Source organism: Mycolicibacterium iranicum (genome assembly GCF_014190915.1).
GTDB lineage: Bacteria > Actinomycetota > Actinomycetes > Mycobacteriales > Mycobacteriaceae > Mycobacterium > Mycobacterium iranicum_B.
In genome coordinates this window covers 100,058-120,670 of record NZ_JACHVU010000012.1, presented here as the reverse complement: position 1 = coordinate 120,670, position 20,613 = coordinate 100,058, and the positions used below count along the sequence as shown (strand labels likewise).

General features: G+C 68.4%; 21 protein-coding genes. 4 read left to right on the top strand and 17 right to left on the bottom strand.

Annotated features, from left to right (window positions below; all coding sequences use genetic code 11):
- Positions 1 to 18: 18 nt before the first annotated feature.
- From FHR72_RS21860 to secA2, 10 genes are all read right to left on the bottom strand, one after another.
- Entirely contained in the window at positions 19 to 642 is a 624-nt protein-coding gene (locus FHR72_RS21860) for a MerR family transcriptional regulator (protein ID WP_183472076.1), read from the bottom strand.
- Positions 643 to 841: 199 nt separating this feature from the next.
- The gene (locus tag FHR72_RS21855; RefSeq protein ID WP_183472074.1) at positions 842 to 1,339 is read right to left on the bottom strand and encodes a bifunctional nuclease family protein; all 498 of its coding nucleotides are present in this window, start codon (positions 1,337 to 1,339) and stop codon (positions 842 to 844) included.
- Positions 1,340 to 1,389: 50 nt separating this feature from the next.
- On the bottom strand, positions 1,390 to 2,127 hold the full coding sequence (ftsR, locus tag FHR72_RS21850; protein ID WP_183472072.1) for a transcriptional regulator FtsR: 738 nt from the start codon (positions 2,125 to 2,127) through the stop codon (positions 1,390 to 1,392).
- 38 nt (positions 2,128 to 2,165) lie between these two features.
- Positions 2,166 to 2,636 (bottom strand): glycogen accumulation regulator GarA, encoded by a 471-nt coding sequence (gene garA / locus FHR72_RS21845; RefSeq protein ID WP_311736230.1) that lies wholly within the window; start codon positions 2,634 to 2,636, stop codon positions 2,166 to 2,168.
- 155 nt (positions 2,637 to 2,791) lie between these two features.
- Positions 2,792 to 3,187, bottom strand: a complete 396-nt coding sequence (gene gcvH / locus FHR72_RS21840) for a glycine cleavage system protein GcvH (RefSeq protein ID WP_183472068.1) — start codon at positions 3,185 to 3,187, stop codon at positions 2,792 to 2,794.
- A gap of 30 nt (positions 3,188 to 3,217) precedes the next feature.
- The gene (locus FHR72_RS21835; protein WP_183472066.1) at positions 3,218 to 4,003 is read right to left on the bottom strand and encodes a DUF881 domain-containing protein; all 786 of its coding nucleotides are present in this window, start codon (positions 4,001 to 4,003) and stop codon (positions 3,218 to 3,220) included.
- Between the two features lie 2 nt (positions 4,004 to 4,005).
- Positions 4,006 to 4,338, bottom strand: a complete 333-nt coding sequence (locus FHR72_RS21830) for a small basic family protein (protein ID WP_183472064.1) — start codon at positions 4,336 to 4,338, stop codon at positions 4,006 to 4,008.
- Positions 4,339 to 4,369: 31 nt separating this feature from the next.
- Positions 4,370 to 5,263, bottom strand: a complete 894-nt coding sequence (locus tag FHR72_RS21825; protein WP_183472062.1) for a DUF881 domain-containing protein — start codon at positions 5,261 to 5,263, stop codon at positions 4,370 to 4,372.
- A 1-nt stretch (position 5,264) separates the two neighbouring features.
- Positions 5,265 to 5,870 (bottom strand): CDP-alcohol phosphatidyltransferase family protein, encoded by a 606-nt coding sequence (locus FHR72_RS21820; protein WP_183472060.1) that lies wholly within the window; start codon positions 5,868 to 5,870, stop codon positions 5,265 to 5,267.
- A gap of 9 nt (positions 5,871 to 5,879) precedes the next feature.
- The gene (secA2, locus tag FHR72_RS21815) at positions 5,880 to 8,249 is read right to left on the bottom strand and encodes an accessory Sec system translocase SecA2 (protein ID WP_183472058.1); all 2,370 of its coding nucleotides are present in this window, start codon (positions 8,247 to 8,249) and stop codon (positions 5,880 to 5,882) included.
- A 198-nt stretch (positions 8,250 to 8,447) separates the two neighbouring features.
- On the opposite strand from secA2, the gene FHR72_RS26365 reads away from it, so the two are divergent.
- The 3 genes from FHR72_RS26365 (at position 8,448) to FHR72_RS21805 (ending at position 12,501) form a co-directional block, all read left to right on the top strand.
- Positions 8,448 to 8,573, top strand: a complete 126-nt coding sequence (locus tag FHR72_RS26365; protein WP_221194210.1) for an FAD-dependent monooxygenase — start codon at positions 8,448 to 8,450, stop codon at positions 8,571 to 8,573.
- Between the two features lie 82 nt (positions 8,574 to 8,655).
- A complete protein-coding gene (locus tag FHR72_RS21810) occupies positions 8,656 to 10,545 on the top strand; it encodes an ABC transporter ATP-binding protein/permease (protein WP_183472056.1) in 1,890 nt (629 codons plus the stop codon).
- A gap of 45 nt (positions 10,546 to 10,590) precedes the next feature.
- Positions 10,591 to 12,501, top strand: a complete 1,911-nt coding sequence (locus FHR72_RS21805) for an ABC transporter ATP-binding protein/permease (RefSeq protein ID WP_183472054.1) — start codon at positions 10,591 to 10,593, stop codon at positions 12,499 to 12,501.
- Between the two features lie 9 nt (positions 12,502 to 12,510).
- Here FHR72_RS21805 and FHR72_RS21800 read toward each other — a convergent pair whose 3' ends face one another.
- From FHR72_RS21800 to FHR72_RS21790, 3 genes are all read right to left on the bottom strand, one after another.
- Positions 12,511 to 14,013 carry an FAD-binding protein gene (locus tag FHR72_RS21800; protein ID WP_183472132.1) on the bottom strand — a complete coding sequence of 501 codons (1,503 nt, stop codon included), beginning with the start codon at positions 14,011 to 14,013 and terminating at the stop codon, positions 12,511 to 12,513.
- Positions 14,014 to 14,015: 2 nt separating this feature from the next.
- A complete protein-coding gene (locus FHR72_RS21795) occupies positions 14,016 to 14,510 on the bottom strand; it encodes a VOC family protein (RefSeq protein ID WP_183472052.1) in 495 nt (164 codons plus the stop codon).
- A 68-nt stretch (positions 14,511 to 14,578) separates the two neighbouring features.
- Positions 14,579 to 15,259 (bottom strand): TetR/AcrR family transcriptional regulator, encoded by a 681-nt coding sequence (locus FHR72_RS21790; RefSeq protein WP_183472050.1) that lies wholly within the window; start codon positions 15,257 to 15,259, stop codon positions 14,579 to 14,581.
- A gap of 104 nt (positions 15,260 to 15,363) precedes the next feature.
- Between FHR72_RS21790 and FHR72_RS21785 the strand changes: the two genes are divergently transcribed.
- Complete coding sequence (locus FHR72_RS21785; protein ID WP_183472047.1) at positions 15,364 to 15,804, top strand: nitroreductase/quinone reductase family protein; 441 nt, start codon at positions 15,364 to 15,366, stop codon at positions 15,802 to 15,804.
- Here FHR72_RS21785 and FHR72_RS21780 read toward each other — a convergent pair.
- The 4 genes from FHR72_RS21780 to FHR72_RS21765 all read right to left on the bottom strand — a co-directional run bounded on the left by FHR72_RS21780 (position 15,801) and on the right by FHR72_RS21765 (position 20,585).
- Complete coding sequence (locus FHR72_RS21780; RefSeq protein WP_183472131.1) at positions 15,801 to 16,499, bottom strand: Rv1815 family serine proteinase; 699 nt, start codon at positions 16,497 to 16,499, stop codon at positions 15,801 to 15,803. The two genes, FHR72_RS21785 and FHR72_RS21780, sit on opposite strands and share 4 nt — an antisense overlap.
- Before the next feature lie 149 nt (positions 16,500 to 16,648).
- Complete coding sequence (locus FHR72_RS21775) at positions 16,649 to 18,055, bottom strand: NAD(P)/FAD-dependent oxidoreductase (RefSeq protein WP_183472045.1); 1,407 nt, start codon at positions 18,053 to 18,055, stop codon at positions 16,649 to 16,651.
- Between the two features lie 10 nt (positions 18,056 to 18,065).
- Positions 18,066 to 18,959 carry a sterol desaturase family protein gene (locus FHR72_RS21770; RefSeq protein ID WP_183472130.1) on the bottom strand — a complete coding sequence of 298 codons (894 nt, stop codon included), beginning with the start codon at positions 18,957 to 18,959 and terminating at the stop codon, positions 18,066 to 18,068.
- Between the two features lie 60 nt (positions 18,960 to 19,019).
- A complete protein-coding gene (locus tag FHR72_RS21765; protein WP_183472043.1) occupies positions 19,020 to 20,585 on the bottom strand; it encodes a carboxylesterase/lipase family protein in 1,566 nt (521 codons plus the stop codon).
- Between the last annotated feature and the right edge of the window lie 28 nt (positions 20,586 to 20,613).

Here is a 20,613-nt window from a genome sequence, read left to right as displayed (position 1 = left end):
CCCCTTCCGTGGAGAGCTCTAGCCGATCTTGCGGTCCCGGGTCTTGCGGCGCGAGGCCAGCTCGTCTTCGGGAGCCGGGATCGACTCGCCGCCGTCGGCGCGTTCGCCGGGGAAGTCGGCGATCGCGCCGGTCAATTCCCGCATGGCGCCGGAGACCGCGATGCCGAAGACACCCTGGCCGCCCTGCAGCAGGTCGACGACCTCCTCGGCCGAGGTGCACTCGTAGACCGTGGTGCCGTCGGAGAACAGCGTGATGTTGGCCAGGTCCTGGACGCCGCGCTGGCGCAGGTGGTCGACGGCGACCCGGATGTTGTGCAGCGAGATGCCGGTGTCGAGCAGGCGCTTGACGATCTTGAGGACCAGGATGTCCTTGAACGAGTACAGCCGCTGGCTGCCCGACCCCGCCGCGCCCCGGATCGACGGGACGACGAGGGAGGTGCGCGCCCAGTAGTCGAGCTGGCGGTAGGTGATGCCGGCGATCTGGCAGGCACTGGGACCCCGGTAGCCCACGAGCTCGTCGGGCACGGAGTCGTCGGGGAACAGACCGGCCTGGACAGGCTCACTGGCCACCCGGGGAAGAGTGTCCGCCTGCGAGGAGCCGGTGCCTAGGTCCAATTGCTCCTGGCGTGGCGTGTCTCCCACTTGTCGAATCCTCTCGCCGATCGAACCCGCGTCCTTGACCTGCGTGGGCGCACATCCACCCTGCCCGAGCTTTGTTCGAGCATACGCTTGAGGGCGTACCGTGACTGCCCGTCGGGACCAAGTATGGCTGCCCGATTCGAGGTTTGAAAAAACCCGACCCGCGTGTCGAGCACGACGAGACGGATCCGTGACAATCCCGTCAGGTCGCCTTGAAGTCGTCGGGTGACACGCTGTCGAGGAACTCCTTGAACTTCTCGACCTCGTCCTCACGCACGGCGCCGCCGGTCGATTCCTCGTCGCCCTCGTCGGGGATCAGCAGGCCCGCTTCGGCCAGCACCGCTTCCTCGACGTAGATGGGCACCCCGACGCGCAGCGCGATCGCCACCGAGTCCGACGGCCGGGCCGACACCTTGATGTCGCGGTCGAAGACGAGGTCGGCGTAGAAGGTGCCCTCCTGCAGATCCACGATGCGGACCTCTTTGAGCGAATGTCCGAGTGCGGCAATGACATCACGGAACAGGTCGTGGGTCATCGGGCGCAGCGGCTCGACTCCCTGCTGCTCCAGTGCGATCGCCGCGGCCTCGGACTGCCCGATCCAAATCGGCAGGTACCTATCGCCATTCGACTCCCGCAGCAGCAGGACAGGCTGGTTCTGGGGCGGCTCAACTCGAATGCCGATCACACGAACCTCACCCATGTGTGCCTACCCTCCGCACGCCGACGATCCCGTCTTTGCGAGTCTAGTCCTCAGCGATCCAGAACGTCGCGCACGGCTGACTTGATCAGCGACGTGTGCAGCGTGATGGCCAGCGCCGCGACCTCGCGGGCCAGATCGTCGGCTCGGTCACGCGCACCGGCCTTTCCGCCCTTGCCCACCGGCCCGGCGATCTGTGCGATCAGGTCGGACTGGCGGTCGGCCGCGGAACGGAACGCGCGCAGATGCCGCGGCTCGACCCCGTAGTCGGCCAATGCCCGGGCGCACTGGGCGATCACGACGGAATGCTCGTCGAAGAACGCCGTGCCGGCCCCCTTGAAGATCGGGGTGATGACGCCCGCCTTCACCAGGGAGGTCAGCAGGTCGTCGTCGACCCCCGAGCGGTCGAGCAGGTCCTGACGGCTCAGCCGCACCTGTGTCGGGCCGGCGGGCGCAGCAGCGCCCTCCTCGCTCACCGACACCAGTCGCGGCGCCTGATAGGCCGGCACGTTCTGGGGCAACTCGCCGTCGGGTTGCGCGTCGAGCTGGGCCTTGATGACCTTCAGCGGCAGATACTGATCGCGCTGGGCGGTCAGGATGAAGCGCAGCCGCGCACAGTCGTAGGCCGTGAACCGCCGGTAGCCGGACGCGGTCCGTTCGGGCGTGACCAGTCCCTCGGCCTCCAGGAACCGGATCTTGGAGATCGTGACGTCGGGAAAATCGCCCCGCAACAGATCGAGGACAACCCCGATCGACATCCCGGCTACTGCGGGGGTGTCGGGTTGCGTCATCTGTGCATCCGGGCGGGCTCGAAGGGTCGGGGTACGGGCTAGCCGGTGGCGCCGTCGTCGCCCTTCGGCCCGGTCAGGAACACCAGGCGGAACTTGCCGATCTGGACCTCGTCACCGTTGGCCAGCACGGCCGAATCGACCGGCTCGCGGTTGACGTAGGTGCCGTTAAGGCTGCCGACGTCGACGACCTGGAACTCGCCGCTCTCGAGGCGGAATTCGGCATGCCTGCGGCTGACGGTGACGTCGTCGAGGAAGATGTCGCTGTCGGGATGGCGGCCTGCCGACGTGGTCGGCTGGTCCAGCAGGAACCGCGACCCGGCGTTGGGGCCGCGCTTGACCACCAGCAGCGCCGAGCCGACCGGAAGTCCTTCCACACCCGAGACCCCGCTGTCGCCGCCTGCGGCGGGCGGAGCGTCGAGCTCGTTGAGGAAGTCGGCGCGGAATACCGAAGTGGTTTCCACGGTGACTTCGTCAGAGTCGGCCCCAGAGTTGAAGTCCTTGTCCGTCACCCGCTGCTCCTCACTGGCTGCCATGGCGATAAGCGGTCGGACTCCAGCTGTCGCGCCGCTGGTGTCGACCGTACCGCGCATCCGACCGCGTTGTGTCCACCACTGCCGGATCCGCTCGGTGCGTCCCGGTCTGTCCGAACGACCCTAACAACACCTCAGTCCGCGACGTGGGCGCGGTAGCCCTCCGCGTCGAGCAGATCGGCCAGGCTCGCCTGCAGGGCGTCCGCGTCGGCCTGCAGTTCGACCAGCCAGCCCTCCCCGTACGGGTCGGAGTTGACGAGCTGGGGGTTGCTCTCCAATTCCCCGTTCACCGCAACGACTTTCGCGGTGACGGGGGCGTAGAGGTCGGACACGGACTTGGTCGACTCGACCTCACCGAAGGACTCCCCGGCGGCCACCTCGGAGTCGACGTCGGGGAGCTGGACGAACACGACGTCGCCCAGCGCTGCCTGCGCATAGTCGGTGATGCCCACCCGCACCGTGTTGTCGCCGGTCCGCTGCACCCACTCGTGTTCGGCGGTGAAGGACAGGTCGGCGGGGATCTCGCTCACGGTGCTCCTAGATGATGCGGTCGGGGCAGGTTATTTGACGGGCTGAGCGTATTGGCGCGCTCTCGGTTGCCGCAAGGCGGTGACGTCCACCCGGTCGGATTGTTGTATCACCATCGTGCCGCCGACGCGTTCGATGCTGTCCATCGCACCGCCCGGGATGTTCATCGCCGCCGCCAGCGTCGGCGGATCCCCAATCGCGAGAACCGAATACACCGGGCCGACGGTCGTGGTGTCGACGATCAGCGCGCCGGGGCCACCGGCGATCCAGGTGTCCACCCCGACCCGCACCGAGACCTGTCGATCGCCGTCCTGGCCCTTGATCTCCATCGCTTCGGCGCCCGCGGCGCGCAGCTCGTTGATCACGTCGAGCATGGCCTCGGCCGCGACCCCGTTCGCCGGGTCTGCGATGGTCAGCGTCACCCCGGGGCCGGTCGCCGCGACGGTGCCGATCAGGATCGACAGCGCCGCCAGGCGGGCCCGCGCGTTCTCGATCGCCGCCTGGTCGCTGCTGCCGGACGCCTCCAGCTGGGTCAGGGTGCGTTGCAGATCGGCCACTTCGGTGTTCAGTGCGGCCTCGCGCTGCTGCAGCGAGTCCAGCAGCACCAGCAGATCGGCGGGGCGGGCCGTGTCCAGGGCGTCCCCGGAATCGGTCTGACGCACCTGGGTGGCGATCGCGATCCCGAGCAGCAGGCACAGCAACACCGCCAGGACGCCGAACACGGATCGTTTCCGCCGGGGAGACGGGGCGTCGGGCGGCAGCTCGTGCCTGCCGTGGTGAGCCTGCCCGTCCTCCTCCGCATTCTTCCCGGGGGTCATCGTCAGGCCCCGAACAGCCTGCGCCGCAGCGCGGCGGCATTGCCGAAGATGCGGATGCCGAGTACGACGATGATCGCCGTGGACAGCTGCGTGCCGACCCCCAGCTGGTCGCCGACGTAGACGATCAGCGCCGCCACCAACACGTTGAAGACGAACGACACCACGAACACCTTGGAGTCGAAGATCTGCTCCAGGTAGGCGCGTAGCCCGCCGAACACCGCGTCGAGGGCCGCCACCACCGCGATCGGCAGGTAGGGCTGGATGAACTCCGGAACGCTGGGGTGGAACACCACCCCGACCACGATGCCCACGACGAGGGCGACGATCCCTATCACCAGAGGCCGCCGATCAACCGATGGATTTCGTTCACCTGGGCCCAATCTGCTTGGCGAAGTTGACTTCCCGGACGGAACCGGCGGGCAGCGCCAGTCCGTCACCCGCGGCCACGGTGACCCCGACACCGTAGGACGTCTCCAGCAGCCGCAGGCGCTGCAGGCCCGCGCTGCGGGTGAAGCCGTCCCCCAGCGAGTTCGGCGGGCCCACGGCGAGGATGGCATACGGACTCGTGATCGGCTGGTTGTCGACCAGGATGCCGCCGCCGGCCTGTCGGATGGTCACGTTCGGGCCGATGCGCACCCCGCCCACCGAGATGGCTTCGGCGCCGCTGGCCCACAGGGAGTTCACCACCAGTTGCAGGTCGCGGTCGAGGATGACCTGCTGGCTGCCTTCGACGCGTTCTTTCGACACGTCGGTCAGGTCGCGCGACATCCCGGGGTCGGTCACGGTGATCGTGAGCCCGGGCCCGATGACCGGCGTCGCCGCGGCCGCGTAGTCCGCGCCGTCGAGGTCGGTCAGCAGTTGGCGGCCCGCGGCGTCCCCGTCGAGTCTGCTGCGCCGTTCGGCGTCGACGTCGGCGCGCAGGCTGTCCCGACGCTCGGCGGCCCCGTCGGTCGCGGTCTGCGCCGAGCGGACACTGCCCACCAGGACCTGCTGGGATTCGCGCACGCCCGGCGCGGTGTCCCTGGCCTGCGACCAGGCCAGCGCGAAGACCGATGCCACCACCACGGCCGCGAGCAGCTGCCAGAGGATCGCCGACGACCTGCCTCGAGGCCGATTCGCCTGTGCCGCAGCCGCATACCCGGGGTCGAGATGGTCCGACAGCAGTGAGCGCAACAGCGAGGGCACGGGGATGCGCGTCGGCGCATCCGCCTCGTGCGCGTTGCGCCCCGCGGCTGAGTCGTACCCCCCCAGGCTGCTCATGTCAGCGTCTCGGCATGGCACGCATCACCATCGACACCTGGATCAGGTACAGGATTCCCGACCACAGATACAGTGCGGTGCCCCAGATCAGGAACCCCCACCCGATCGCGAGCACCACCCTGCTCCACTGCCCGTCGAACTGGCCGAGCAGCACCAGCGGCAGCCCGGACATCAGGGCGAACGTCGCGGCCTTGCCCAGGTAGGTGACCGGCAGCGCGGACAGGCCGCGGCTGCGCAGCAGTGGCAGGGTGGCCGCCAGCACCGCGTCGCGTCCGAGCAGCGCGATCACGACCCACCACGGGATGACGTGGGCCGCGGCCATCGCGATGGGCACCGTGACCATGTAGATGCGGTCCACGGCGGGGTCGAGCAGCTCCCCCAGCCGCGACGACTGGGTGGCGTAGAGGCGCGCGATCTTGCCGTCGGCCCAGTCGGACGCGCCGCTGAACATCAGGATCGCGACGGCCCATCCGGTCGCATCGGCCACCAGCAGCAGGTAGAGGAACACCGGGACCAGCACGAGGCGGATCACCGAGAGGGCATTGGGCACCGTCAGCACCCGGTCACGGGGCACCGACGCCTGCCCTGGATTCAACCCGCGGGCCATGCGCTCAACCTAGCGGAAGACCCCGGGCAGGCTCAGTGCCGACAACGTGTCGTCGGCCAGCGGATTGTCGTGGACCATGTACGTCCAGGTCGACGTCGGCCGGGCCAGCTTGGACAGGTCGACACCGGGCTCGTCCTCGATCGACGGTGCGGTGTCGAACGTCTGCTGGGCGGCCTCGATGGCGTCGGCGGCCAGCGAACCGAACGCGTCGACGGCCATGCGGTGGAACTCGTCGAGCGGGTTCTGGCGACCGAGGGCGCGCAGGTGGATGCTCTCGCGGATGTCGGACAGGAACGCCAGGTGATCGGCCCACGCGCGGTCCAGGTGATAGAGCATGATCAGCCGGCAGATCTTCTCCAGTTTCGCGTCGGCGTCCTCACCCAGTCGTTCGCTGACCTCCTCGTACCGCTGCGGAGAGAGCTCGGCCAATTCGTCGCGGGCCGTCGTGGTCCGCAAGAGCTTGTCGCGTCGTTCGACGAGGATCGCGCGCTGCTGGGCGATGAGCTGGTTGTAGCGCCACGTGTTGGCGTGGACGTCGAGCAGCCGGCCCTCGGCGACGCGCTGGGCGTGTTCGAGCAGGGTGGCCGCCTTCGGGCTGAGCACCTTGCCGTTCTCGTCGCACTCCAGCGGCAGCTTGCTGTCCTCGAGGTGGCTGACCACGAGGTCGTCCTCCCAGCTGGAGAAGAAGACCGAAGTGCCGGGGTCGCCCTGGCGTCCCGCGCGGCCGCGCAGCTGGTTGTCCAGGCGTTCGGTGTTGTGGCGTCCGGTGCCGATCACGTGCAGACCACCGAGCTCGGCGACCTCGTCGTGGCTCTCCTCCTCGGATCCGCCCAGCCGGATGTCGGTGCCCCGGCCCGCCATCTGCGTGGACACCGTGACCGCGCCGAGCTTGCCGGCCTCGGCGATCACCGCGGCTTCCTCGGCGTCGTTCTTGGCGTTGAGGACCACCGCCGGCACGCCGGCCTTGACCAGGCGTTCGTGGATCTCCTCGGACTCGGCGACGTCGCGGGTGCCCACCAGCACCGGCTGGCCGGTCTTGTGCACCTCGGCGATGTGTTCGAGGACGGCGTCGTTCTTGGCCGCGATCGTCACGTAGACGCGGTCGGTCTCGTCCTCGCGGATGTTGGGCTTGTTCGACGGAATCGGCGAGACGCCCAGCTTGTAGAACTGGCGCAGCTGTTCGCCCGCGGCCAGGGCCGTGCCGGTCATCCCGCACACCCGGGGATAGCGGTTGATGAGCGCCTGCACGGTGATGGTGTCGAGGACTTCGCCGGTCTCGGTGGTCTCGATGCCCTCCTTCGCCTCGACCGCGGCCTGCAGGCCGTCGGGCCAGCGCTGCAGCGTGGCGATGCGCCCGCGCGAGGCGTTGATCAGGTGCACCGCGCCGTCCCGCACGATGTAGTGCACATCGCGCTGCAGGAGTACATACGCGTGCAGCGCGACGTTGATCTCGGTCAGCGTCGTGCCCACGTGCTCCTCGGAATAGAGGTCGATGCCGCCGAGGGCTGCCTCCACCTTGCGTGCGCCCTCCTCGGTGAGGTGCACGTTGCGGCTGTCGTTGTCGGTCGCGTAGTCCCGGTTCTCGTCCAGCTCGCCGACGAGGCGGATGAGTTCCAGCCGCGGGGTCTCGCGGTGACTGGTGCCCGCCAGCACCAGCGGGACCAGGGCCTCGTCGACGAGCACGGAGTCCGCCTCGTCGATCAGCGCCACGTCGGGGTTCGGCGAGACCAGGTCCTTCACATCGGTGACGAGCTGGTCGCGCAGCACGTCGAATCCGATCTCGTTGACCGACGCGTAGGTGACGTCGCACATGTAGGCCTTGCGGCGTTCCTCGGGGGTGGACTCTGCGGTGATCCAGCCGACCGTGAGGCCCATCGCCTCGATGAGCGGGCCCATCCACTCCGCGTCGCGACGGGCCAGGTAGTCGTTGATCGTGATGACGTGCACGTTGCGTCCGGCCAGGGCGTAACCCGCCGCCGCAATCGCGCCCGACAGGGTCTTGCCCTCACCGGTGGCCATCTCGACGACGTCACCGGCGAGCATGCGCAGCGCGCCCTGCAGCTGCACGTCGAACGGTGTGAGCCCGGTGGCCCGTTCGGCGGCCTCGCGGGCGATGGCGAGGAACTGCGGGACGTCTGCGGAATCGGCGAGATCGTCGAGCTCCAGCAGTTCGGCGGCCTTGCTCAGCTTCTCGTCGTCGAGCTCGGCGGCTTTCGAGGTGAAGTCGGCCGATTTCTGCACCTGGTCCATCGAGCGGGACTGGTCCTTGTCGGTGCTGGCGCCGAGTAACTTCCAGAACCGGCCGGACAGGCGACCGGTCTTGGCCTTGGCGGGTTTCGCCGCCGTTTCCGGAGATGTCTTCGAAGAGGTACGAGCCACAGGATCACGGTACGCGGCCCCATTGCGGGCGACGAGCGCACCACAACCACCCCGTGACCTCCTCCTCCCGCGCTGTTTCGGTGCCGATCGCGGGTGCCGGCCCGGTCGGTGTGAGCGCGGCCATCGTGGGATCCGCCGAAGTACGCCAGAGCCGTTGGCGTGCAACGACGCACACCGGGGTTACGCGGGAGAATGGGCGTGCTGACCCCCATTCGTCCGCCGACCGGCGCGCAGGGCATGGACACCGGAATCCAGGACGTGCACAACCCGGCCCTGAAACCCCGCTCGCGGCCCGTGTCGGCGCTGCGCACCACGTTCGTCTGACCGGGTCTCCCCGTGGGTCGGCCACCTGGGGTAGCTTCGCCGCAGACGCGTGCGGAGGGGAGGACGCTCGGCGGTGGAAACGGTGGACACCCAGACGTTCCGGCCGACTCTCGACTGGGGACGCGAGTTCTTCCACTCTTTGCAGTGGGCGGCAACGACCTTCGCGCTGACGGCGCTGGCGCTGCTGCTGATTCTGGTCCTGCTCGCGCGCTTCACCGAGTGGGGGCGTCAGTTCTGGCGCATCACCGGCGACTACTTCCGGGGCCGCCGCAGCGCCACCACCTGGCTGCTGCTGGCCCTGCTGCTGGTGTCGGTCATCGTCTCGGTACGCATCAACGTGCTGCTGACCTATTACGTCAACGACCTGTTCACCTCGCTGCAGGTGGCCTTCCAGGGCGGGATGGGCAGCGGCGTCGCCGGCTTCTGGGCGTCGATGCGTGTGTTCGCGGTGCTGGCCCTGTGCTTCGTCGTGCGACTGCTGCTCGACATGTACCTCACCCAGCGCTTCATGATGCGGTGGCGGGTGTGGCTGAGCCGCCGCTACATCGACGACTGGCTGGGTGACCTCGCCTACTACCGGGCGCAGTTCGCGGGCAGGCCGATCGACAACCCGGACCAGCGCATCCAGCAGGACGTGGACATCTTCACCGCGAACGTGGGGTCTTACACCAACAACCCGATCTACAACTCCAGCAATACGTTGCTCTTCGGCGCCGTCGAGGCGGTGCTGTCGGTGCTGTCGTTCGGACCCATCCTGTGGCGGCTGTCCGAGCCGGTCACCCTCGGCGGTATGACCCTGCCGCGGGCGCTGTTCTGGATCGTCGTGGTCTACGTGCTGGTCGCCACCGTCGTCGCGTTCGTCATCGGGCGGCCCTTGATCCGGTTGAGCTATCTGAACGAGTTGCGCAACGCGGGTTTTCGCTACGCGCTGGTCCGGGTGCGCGACGCCGGTGCCGCGATCGGGCTGTATCGCGGTGAGCCCGCCGAGCGGTCCGTGCTCAAGGACCGGCTCGATGCGGTCATGGGAAACTACCGCCGCTGGCTGAACCGGATGATGCTGTTCTTCGGGTGGAACGTGTCGGTCAGTCAGACCATCAACCCGCTGCCGTGGCTGGTGCAGGCGCAGGGCCTGTTCGCCCAGCGCATCACGTTCGGCGATGTGTGGCAGTCCTCCAACGCTTTCGGCGCCATCCACGACGCCCTGTCGTTCTTCCGCAACGCCTACGACCAGTTCGCGAGCTACCGCGCGGCGATCATCCGCCTCGACGGGCTGGCAGAACAGAACACCCGCGCCGGCGCGTTCACCGCCGTGCGTGCCGGCGTATCCGGCCGCGGCGCGTTCGAGGTGGAGGGCGTCGAGGTGCGCAAGCCCGACGGCTCTGCGCTCGTGCACACGCTCGATCTGCAGATGGAAACCGGTGAGGGACTGGTGATCACGGGACCGTCCGGCATCGGCAAGACCGTGCTGGTGCAGAGCCTGGCCGGGATGTGGCCGTACGCGTCGGGTGAGGTGCGGCTGCCCGACGGCCGCGACGAGGCGATGTTCGTCCCCCAGCTGCCGTACTTTCCGCTCGGCGACCTGCGCACCGTCGTCAGCTATCCGCGACCGCCCGGCACGTTCGGCGACGAGGACATCCAGCGGGCATTGCTCGGCGTGGCGCTCAAGCATCTCGTCCTGCGCCTCAACGACGCCCAGGACTGGGCGAAGGTGCTGTCGGTCGGCGAGCAGCAACGCGTCGCCTTCGCCCGAATCCTGGTGAGCCGCCCCAAGACGGTGTTCCTCGACGAGTCCACCTCGGCGATGGACGAGGGACTCGAACAGCTCCTCTACGAACTGCTGCGCACCGAACTGCCCGACACCATCGTCGTCAGCGTGAGCCATCGCCCGTCGGTGCAGCCCTTCCATACCCGGCGGCTCGAGCTCGTCGGCGGCGGCGAGTGGCGATTGGAGCAACTCGCGCCCCCGCCTTAGCCCCTGCAACAGGCTGCGTCCGGGTTGTCACGGTACGTTGCCCGGGTGGATACGTTCGTGCCGACCCTGGACTGGGGTAACGAGCTCTGGATCTCACTGTGGTGGATCGCCAAAGCGTGGGTGATCGCCGCGGTCGCGACCCTGCTGGCCCTGGTTCTGATCGCCAAGTTCACCGTCTGGGGCAGGCAGTTCTGGCGTGTCACGCGGGGTTACTTCGTGGGTCGCGACAGCATCATCGTCTGGGCCTGGCTCGGTGTGCTGCTGCTGTCGGTCATGATCGGGGTGCGGCTCTCGGTGCTGTTCACCTATCAGGGCAGCGACATGTCGACCAGCTTCCAGGTGGTCGCCGGCGGTCTGCTCAGCGGTGACGACGCCGTCCGGCAATCCGGGGGCGACGGTTTCTGGATGTCGCTGGGGATCTTCGGCGTCCTGGCCCTGGCGAACATCGTCCAGGTGATGCTCGACCTCTATCTGGCACAGCGGTTCATGCTGCGGTGGCGCGCCTGGCTGACAGACGAACTCACCGGCAACTGGCTGGACGGTAAAGCGTTCTATCGCGCGCGCTTCATCGACGACACGATCGACAACCCCGATCAGCGCATCCAGGCCGACATCGACATCTTCACCGCAGGTGTCAGCTCGCTACCGAACACTCCGGGCAACACCTCGACGGCGACACTGCTCTTCGGGGCGGTCTCCTCGATCGCGTCGATGGTCTCGTTCACCGCGATCCTGTGGAATCTCTCCGGGCCGGTGACGCTGCCGTTGGTCGGAGTGACGCTGCCCAAGGCCATGTTCGTGATCGGCATCGTCTATGTCGTGTTCGCCACCGTGATCGCGTTCTGGATCGGCCGGCCGATCATCCGGCTGTCGTTCAACAACGAACGGTTCAACGCCGCGTTCCGTTATGCGCTGGTCCGATTGCGCGACGCCTCCGAGGCCGTGGCCTTCTACCGCGGCGAAGCCGCCGAGCGTTCCGGGCTGCGGCGCCGGTTCGCACCCGTGATCACCAACTACAAGAAGTACGTCAACCGGATGACGGGATTCTTCGGCTGGAACATCTCGATCACCCAGGCGCAGGAGCTCATCCCGTACGTCGTTCAGTTCAACCGGTTCTACAGCGGCGAGATCACCCTCGGCCAGCTGTCCCAGACGGCCGCGGCGTTCCGCGAGATCCTCACCGGACTCTCGTTCTTCCGCAACGCCTATGACAATTTCGCCGGGTACCGCGCAGCGATCATCCGTCTTCACGGCCTGGTCGTCGCCAACGACGAGGGCCGGGAGCTCCCGACCCTCGCGGTCGCACCCAGCACGGGCGGTATCGAGTTCGACGACGTCGAGGTCCGCAAACCCGACGGCACCCAGTTGATCAACCCGATCGACCTGCGGCTGGAGGCCGGTGACACTCTCGCCATCACCGGTGTCTCGGGAACCGGCAAGACCACGCTGTTGCGCAGCCTCGCGCAGCTGTGGCCGTACTCCACGGGCACCCTGCGCTGCCCCAACGGCCCGAACGAGACGATGTTCCTGTCCCAGATGCCGTACGTGCCGCTCGGCGACCTGCGGACCGTGCTGTCCTACCCGCGCCAGTCCGGTGACATCGCCGACGGCGATCTCTCGGCGACGCTGACCAAGGTCGCCCTGCCCCATCTGGTGGATCGCCTCGACGAGGAGCAGGACTGGGCCAAGGTGCTCTCCCCCGGTGAGCAACAGCGCGTCGCCTTCGCGCGGATCCTGCTGACCCGACCGAAGGCCGCGTTCCTCGACGAGGCCACCTCGGCGCTCGACGTGGGCCTGGAGACGATGCTCTACCAGCTGGTGCGCGACGAGCTGCCGAACACGATCCTCGTCAGCGTCGCCCACCGCGGCACGGTCATCAGGCAGTGCGAGAAGGAGCTGGCGCTGCTCGGTGGCGGCGAATGGCGCTACGGGCCGCGCGGCGAGGATCAGCCCTGACGCTGAGCCTCACCCCCTCGCGGCGTGTTCTCCCGCCCGCCGCGCGGCATGTTCTCCCGCCCGCCGCCCGAAGAACGAGCCCTCGCCCAGCTGGGTGCCACTGGCATAGCCCTTGCCGTCCTGGGCGATGTTGCACGCACACGCCCCGGCTGCGTACAGACCCGGCACCGCGGTGCCGTCCTCACGGAGCACCTCGCCGTCGAGGGACACCGTGAGCCCACCCATCGTGAAGCCGGAGTACATCGCCCGTCCCAGTGACAGGTCGAACACCGCCCACGGGCCTTGGTCCTGCGGGGCAAGGTATTCGGGCTGCTTGTGGAAGTCGGGGTCCTCGCCGGCGGCGGCGTTGGCGTTGTAGCGCTCGAGGGTGGCGGCGACACGCCCGGCGGGGATGCCGAGCTCCTTCTCCAGTTCCTCGATCGTCTCGTAACCGTCGAGGAACTTGATCAGGGGCATCTCGGGCATCTGCATGTGCGCCTCGTCGACGATCAGATACGCCGTCTGGTCGGGTTGTTCGAGGACGAACGCCGACGTGCGGGAATGGTAGGAGTCCTCGGCGACGAACCGGTCGCCGTTGTTGTTCACGATGATCCCGGTCAGCAGGATCTCGGGCGGGTACGCCGCCGCGGTGATGAACAGCTGGTCCAGGTTGTCGGTCGCTCCCCCGGCGGACACGCCGAGGCCGATTCCCAGGCCGTCGTCGTTCGGGTTCCCGAGGATGTACGGGGCGACCATGCCGTGATGTTTGGTCTTGCGTTCCTGGCCGAGCGCGGGGGTGTACTCGGCCACCATGTCGGCGTTCATCGCAAAGCCGCCGGCGGCGATGATCACCGACGTCGCCTTGATGTCACCGGATTCGGTGAAGTGTTTCCACCGGACCCCCACCACTGCGCCGCTGTCGTCCACGACGAGCGCCGTCGCGCCGGTCTCGTAGCGGATCTGCACACCCAGGTCGGCGGCGCGTTTGACCAGCAGGTCGATGACCATCGCGGCGCCGCCGAGTTCGCCGGGTACCGGCACGGAGTGGCCGCGCGGCGCGGGCTTGGCCTGGTCGCAGAACGGCCACACCTTCTCGTTCCCGGTGTAGGACAGCCCCTCCGTGCCGGGCGGGACGACGACCTTGCCCGGGTAGTAGCTGCGCTCGAACTGAAAGCCCAGCGCCTCAAGCCAATTGAAGTGTTCGACGCTGCCCTCGCAATACGCGCGGATCTTGTCGTGTTCCGGATCGCGCGACTGGGAGACGAGGTATTTGTACATCTCCTCCGGCGAGTCGTCGTGGCCGGTGGCCTGCTGGACGGCCGTTCCGCCCCCGAGGTAGAAGTGGCCGCCGGCCATCGACGTGGTACCGCCGGCGGCCGCCGCCTTCTCCAGCACCAGCACGCGTGCGCCGGCCGCCGCGGCACTGACCGCCGCGCTTCCGCCGGCGATGCCGAATCCGATGACCACGACGTCGATCTCGTCCGACCAGGAGGTGACGTCGTCGGCGTGCACCGTGTCCGGGGTGGGCTGCATGGTCACTTCTGCTCCTGTTTGATGTGGTCGAACATTGCGTGGATCTCCGGCGGGATGTAGGCGTACTCGATGAACGGAACGCCTGCCTGCTCGGCGCTGACGTAGGCGAAGCGCATCCCGCCGGGCATGGTGCCCGCCATGACGACGGGGTGGCCGTCGCGTTCGGCGTCCGCGAGGGCCGCGTCGAAGCTCGCGGCGTCGGCGGCGGCCACGCACACGTGGTGCAGACCGGGGCCGTTGCCGTCGAGGAACTCGGTGTAGATGCTGGTGCCGCTGACCGGTGCGATCAGCTCCAGCTGGGTGTCGCCGGCGTAGCTCAGCGAGATGTCGGCGACGAAATCGGCGGGCCGGCCGCGGTAGGTGCAGGCCTCGGGCCCGAAGTGCACACCGGGCATCCGGATCCACTTCTTCGCGCCGAGCAGCGCCGTGAGGGCGCCCTCGGTCGCGGGGAGGTCCTGTGTCACCCACGCAATCTGGACAGGTGTCTGGTCAAGCATCGCTAGCAGAATATCGCTCACCGCCGACGCAAGCTAGAACGTGTTCTAATTCGACGTCCCGCTCGACGTCAAAGGCAGAGCAGTGCGGTCAGTACAGCGATCTGGGTGTCGAACACCTCGGCGGGGTCCGTGAAGGTGTCGGGACCGTACTGTCCGAACACTTCGAGGCTGATGGCGCCGACCAGTGCCGCCCAGACCGTCAGGCACCGGCCGAGGACCGCGTCGTCGGCGGTGAGGTCGAACTCGGCACGCAGGCCGTCGAAGTCAGACGAAAGTCGTTCCGGCACCGATGGATCGGTGGGCCGGACCTCGCCGGCGACGACGCCCGCGGCGACCACGGAGAACAGCGCTCCGACGACCCGGGTGCCAGGCTCGACGGTCCGGTCGCGCGGGGCGTGGTAACCGGGCACCGGGCTGCCGTAGAGCAGGGCCCAGCTCGCGGGCTGCTCCAGGGCCCAGGACCGGGCGGCGTGCGCGATGGCCGCGAACTGATCGCGCCAATGTCCGGTCGCGTCGCCGCGGGCCGTCTCGACCGCCTCGGCGAGCTCGGTGAACGCGTCGACGAGCAACAACGTCAGCAGCTCGTCGCGGTCGACCACGTACCGGTAGATCGCCGACGACACCATGCCGAGGTCACGGGCGATGGCGCGCAGCGACAGGCCCGCGGCGCCGTCCGTGATCAGATGCTGCCGTCCGAGCTGCACGATCTGGCGTTCGATGCGCTCCCGGGAATCCTGCCTCTTGCCCACGGCCCCAGTCTGGCACAAACAGAGATCACCGCTCTTGATTTCAGGACGTCATCGTGACAGTGTCGAAAAGTGAGCACCGCTCTCGAACAACGAAGGGAACCACGATGACGCAGCGATATGACGTACCGGGTCTCGGCGCCCGCATTGTCAACGGAGCGATCCGCCGGCTCGCCGAGGCCGGCCTGACCATCCAGGGCAGCACAGCGATTCGGGTCCGTGGACGGACCAGCGGACGGCTGCGCCCGGTGGTGGTCAACCTGCTCGCCGTCGACGGTCGCCGGTTCCTGATCTCCCCTCGGGGGAACACGCAGTGGGCGCGCAACGCACGTGCTGCCGGCGAGATCGAGATAGGACCGCGCGGTCGCACCCGCGGCCACCGGATCGTCGAGATGCCCGACGAGGACAAGCCCGACCTGCTCAAGCCCTACATCGACCGCTGGTTCTGGCAGGTGAAGGGACACATCGGTGGATTGACGCCGCAGTCCAGCCGCGACGAGATGCGCAGAGTCGCGCCGTCGATCCCGGTCTTCGAGGTGCTCGATTAGGGTGCGACCGGCTGCGGGGCGATGACCGCGGACGCCGCCGAGATCGTGTCCGCCTGCGCCTGCTGGCTGGCGACCTGCCACGAGATCGCCGCGGGCAGGGTGCCCCAGGTGCTGTTGAAGAGACCGATCAGCACGGTGCGGCCGTCGGCGGTCGGGGTGTAGACGGGCCCGCCCGAGTCGCCCTTGCGGCTCACCACGCCGTTGGTCATGGTGAACCAGCCGTTGTTGACCGATTCGATGGTTCCGCAGCTCTCGCCGGTCACCACGCCGAAGTGGCACACCGGCATTCCCTTGACGGGCAGCACCGCGGGATCGGTGACCAGCACCTTGCCTCCGGGCAGCACGTTGTTGACCGCGACGTTCGGGTTGAGGTGGATCACCTCCCAGTCGGTGATCTGGTGATTGGTGTCGATGGTCATGCCGTCAGGGGTGTTGTCGCGGAACGTGCCCTGGGTGCCGATCGGGGTCCCGAACCGGTCCGAGACGGTTCCCGAGGCGCGGCAGTGGCCGGCGGTGTAGGCGATCCGGGTGGCCGGGTCGACGTAGCCGAGCGTGCACAGCACGGTGTCCTGGTGGATCTCCATGCCGGGGAAGACGAGAACACCGGGCTGGGCCTGCGCGGTGGGAGCCTGCAGTGCGACGGCGGCAGCCGGCGCCAGCAGCAGAGCCGAGAGGGCGAGCAACAGGCGGACCAGCCGCGACGGCGACTGCGACAACGACCGATCAGACACAGCCCCTCCGACCCCTCAGGTTCAGTTCACCAGTACCCGTTGAGACGGCTGGTGTAACTGGCTCATCGCGGTCGGATAAAGCGGCGTTACACGACGGTTGTCGGACGGCTATCTCAGGAGTCGAACCCGAGCCCCGCCGCATCGAGGGCCCGGAGCAGCAGGTTCCTGCGCCCCGCGGAGTGGTCGGCGCGATCCAGCGACCACCGGGTGGCCTGGATGCCGACGCTGGCCAGCGGTTCGGGCGGGAACGGTAGCGGCTTGCGCCGCACCATCTCCAATTGCGTGCGCGGCGTAGGTGTTCCGTCGAGCAGATCGAGGCACACGTCGGCGGCGAACCTGGCCGCGCCGACGCCCAGCCCGGTGAAGCCGTTGACGTAGGCGACCCGGCCCTCGCGGGCCAACCCCCAGTGCGCGCAGAAACGGGTGTTGGTGTCGATGGCCCCGGCCCACCGGTGGCTGAACCGGACGTCGTCGAGCTGCGGGAAGGTGAGGAAGAAGTGGGCGGCGAGCCGGCGGTAGGTGTCCTGACGGTCCTCGTAGGCCGAGTCGACGCGCCTGCCGAAGTGGTACACCGCGTCGTAGCCGCCCCAGACGATCCGGTTGTCCTTGGTCAGGCGGTAGTAGTGGAACTGGTTGGCCGAGTCGCCGATCCCCTGCCTGCCCTGCCATCCGATGCGCCCGAGCTGCTCGGCGGTCAGGGGTTCGGTGGCCAGCACGTAGTCATACACAGGGACGGTGTAGAGCCTGTTGCGCCGCAGCAGGCTCGGGAAGACATTGGTGGCCAGCACCACCTGCCGGCAGGTGATCGCGGATCCGTCGGTGTGGATGCGCAGCGCCGCGCCGCCAGATTCGATCTGGGTGGCTGTGGTGTGCTCGAAGATCTCGACGCCGGCGTCGCGGCAGGCCCTGGCCAGCTCGAGGGCGAGCTTCGCCGGGTTGACGATCGCGCACGAATCCGGTTCGAGCAGACCGGCCAGATAGGTCGGCGACCGCACCTCGTCGCGCACCTGGTGCAGATCGAGCAGCTTGCCGTGGCCGTCGGCCGCCGCCTCCTCCAGCCAGCTCACCTGGTGCGGCTCGGTGGCGACGGCCAGCATGCCGGTGCGTTCCCATTCGACGTCGAGGCCGAGTTCCTCGATCTCGGCCTGCATCCCGTCGAGGTTCTCGACGCCCATGGCCTCCAGCGTGTCGATCTCGTTGGGCCAGCGGGTTTTTCCGTTCTCGTAGCCGTGCGTCAGGCTGGCGTCGACGAATCCGCCATTGCGGCCCGACGCGGCCCAACCGATCCGGTCGGCCTCGATGAGCACGATGCGACGGTCCGGATGCCGCCGGGCGGCGTGCAGGGCCGTCCAGAGCCCGGTGTAACCGCCGCCGATCACGAGCAGGTCGCAGGTCACGGGCCCGGAGGTGGCCGGGAAGTCCGGCCGCGGGATGTCGAGCCACACCGATCCGAGCCTCGTCGCGGCCAGCGAGCGATCGATCAGCGCGGGGTCGACGGCAGCGTCGAAAACGGTCTCCACACGGCGCACACTACGGGCCGGCATGCGCCTGCGTCCCGACGCTCGTCGCCGCGGCCGGTTCCCATCCGGGCGGGCCGAAGATGTAGCCGAGCTTGGCGCGTAGGCCGCGGGCGGTGCGCACGTCCCGTCCGATGGCCGCGTACTCGCGCGTCTGCAGCTTCCAGATGTTGAACGTGTCGACGGGCTTGGTCAGTCCGTAGTGCGGACGGAACTCCTCGGCCTGGAAGGTGCCGAACAGCCGGTCCCAGAGGATGAGTATCCCGCCGTAGTTCCTGTCCAGGTACAGCCGGTCCATGCCGTGGTGCACACGGTGGTGTGACGGTGTGTTGAACACGAATTCGAAGGGCCGCCACAGCTTTCCGATGCGTTCGGTGTGGATCCAGAACTGGTAGATGAGGTTCAGCGAGAAGCTGGCGAACACCATCCACGGTGGCACGCCGAGCAGCGGCAGCGGGAGCCACATCAGGATCTCCCCGCTGTTGTTCCACTTCTGTCGCAACGCGGTCGCGAAGTTGAAGTACTCGCTGGAATGGTGGGCCTGATGGGTCGCCCAGATCAGCCGAACCCGGTGCGCCGTGCGGTGATAGGCGTAGAACAGCAGGTCCACGCCGAGGATCGCGATGACCCACGTGTACCACTGCGTGGCCGACAGCTGCCACGGCGCGACATAGGCGAAGATCGCGGCATAACCCAGCAGTGCCAGGAACTTCCACGCCCCCATCGTGGCGATCGACACCAGGCCCATCGAGATGCTCGTCCACGAATCGCGGGCGTGATAGGCGCCGCTGGCCGGCCGGTCGCTGCCCTCCCCCGGGGCGATGTCTTCGAGCTTGCGCGCGGCCGTCCACTCGACGACGAGCAGCAGCAGGAAGAACGGGATCGCGAAGAGCACGGGATCGCGCATCTGCGGCGGGAGGACGTTCAGGAACTCCACGGTGAGCACCTCCGAGGTGAGTGTACGGCGCTACAGGAAGCTCAGGACGTCATCGCCCCAGGCGCGACGGACCCCGGCGTCCAGGTCGTCCACCACCGAATCTTGGGCGTCGATGACGAGGGTGGCGCGGTCGTCGTCGTAGGGGCGCCAGGCCGGGGCGCCGGGCGCGGCGGGGTCACCGGTGGCGGCGAAACCGGTCCAACGGGCCTGCATCCGCCTCGACACCTCGGTGCCGGCCTTGCGGCCCCCGAGGGCGAACGTCGGATCCTTGCGTCCGGAGCCGAGGTTGCCCCAGACGAAGGGCAGCTCGGTGGCGTGGGCGCCGTGCAGACGCACGAGCCGCAGCAGCGGCGTGGCGAAGTCGAAGCGGTAGAGGTACACGGGCGCGGTGGCGCGATGACCCTCGGCGAACCAGAGCGACGGCATCCGGAAGCCCAGATCGCTGGTCAGCCCGAGGCCCTTGGTCTTTCCGCGACCTCGGTAGGTGCCGTTGAGGTCGGCCTCGTCCGGCAGCTGCAGGCCGGGCTGTTCGGCGGCGATGTCGGCGAACATGGCTTTGATGGACTCCGGCGCGATCGGCATCAACGGCGATTTCATGTACCGGAACAGCGCCGCCTCGTTCTTGTTCGTACCGATGACGAGCGGCACCGGGTGGGTCCTGCCGTTGCGCGCCAGGTTCACCGGGTAGTCCGGCAGCAGGTCGCCGTCGACGGTGGGCGCGAAGGCCAGCGTTCCGGGGCTGCGCACCGGGACCTCGTTGAAGACGGTGCGGGATGCCTCCACCAGGGTGGCGATCGGCGCTTCGGTCAGGCTCCCCAGCTCGTCACGGCCGAGGCCGAGCACGTCGAGGAAACGTTGGGCCACCCGTCCGGCGCGACCCAGGTCGTAGGTCGACGTCGCCGGAGAGCTCTGGGCGATCGCGGCGGAGAACAGGCCTGCCGCGGCGGGGCTGCCGAGCAGAGAGGTGACGATGCCGCCGCCGGCCGACTCGCCGAACAGCGTGACGCGTCCGGGGTCGCCGCCGAAGGCCGCGATGTTCTCGCGCACCCAGCGCAGCGCGGCCAGCACATCGCGCAGGCCGGTGTTGGTCGCGAACCGCCCGGAGTCGTCGCCGAGGGTCGACAGCTCAAGGAATCCGAGTGCGCCGAGGCGGTAGTTCACGGTCACCACCACGACGTCGCCTCCGGTGGCCAGCGCACGTCCGTGGTACAGGGGCTGACTGGCCGATCCGAGCACGTAGGCGCCGCCGTGGACCCACACCATGACCGGCTTGCCGTCGCCGGGTTCGGTGCCCGACGGTGCCCACACGTTCAGCGTCAGGAAGTCCTCGCCCTGCGGGGCGCCGAGCTCCAGGGGGATCTTCGGGTCGGTGGGCTGGGGGCAGACCGGGCCGACGCGGGCGGCGTCCAAGGGTTCGGTCCACGGTTCGGGTACCTCCGGAGCGCGCCAGCGCAGCTCACCGACGGGGGCCGCGGCGTACCGAACGGCCTTCCAGGACTGCACGATTCCGTCGTCGACGCCACGCACAGGCCCGCTCGTGGTGTCCACGACAGGCCTGCCGTGTGCCCCACTGCGCGCGGTTGCCTCCGTGGTCATGCCGAACTCCTTCGATCGGTGGCGGTCT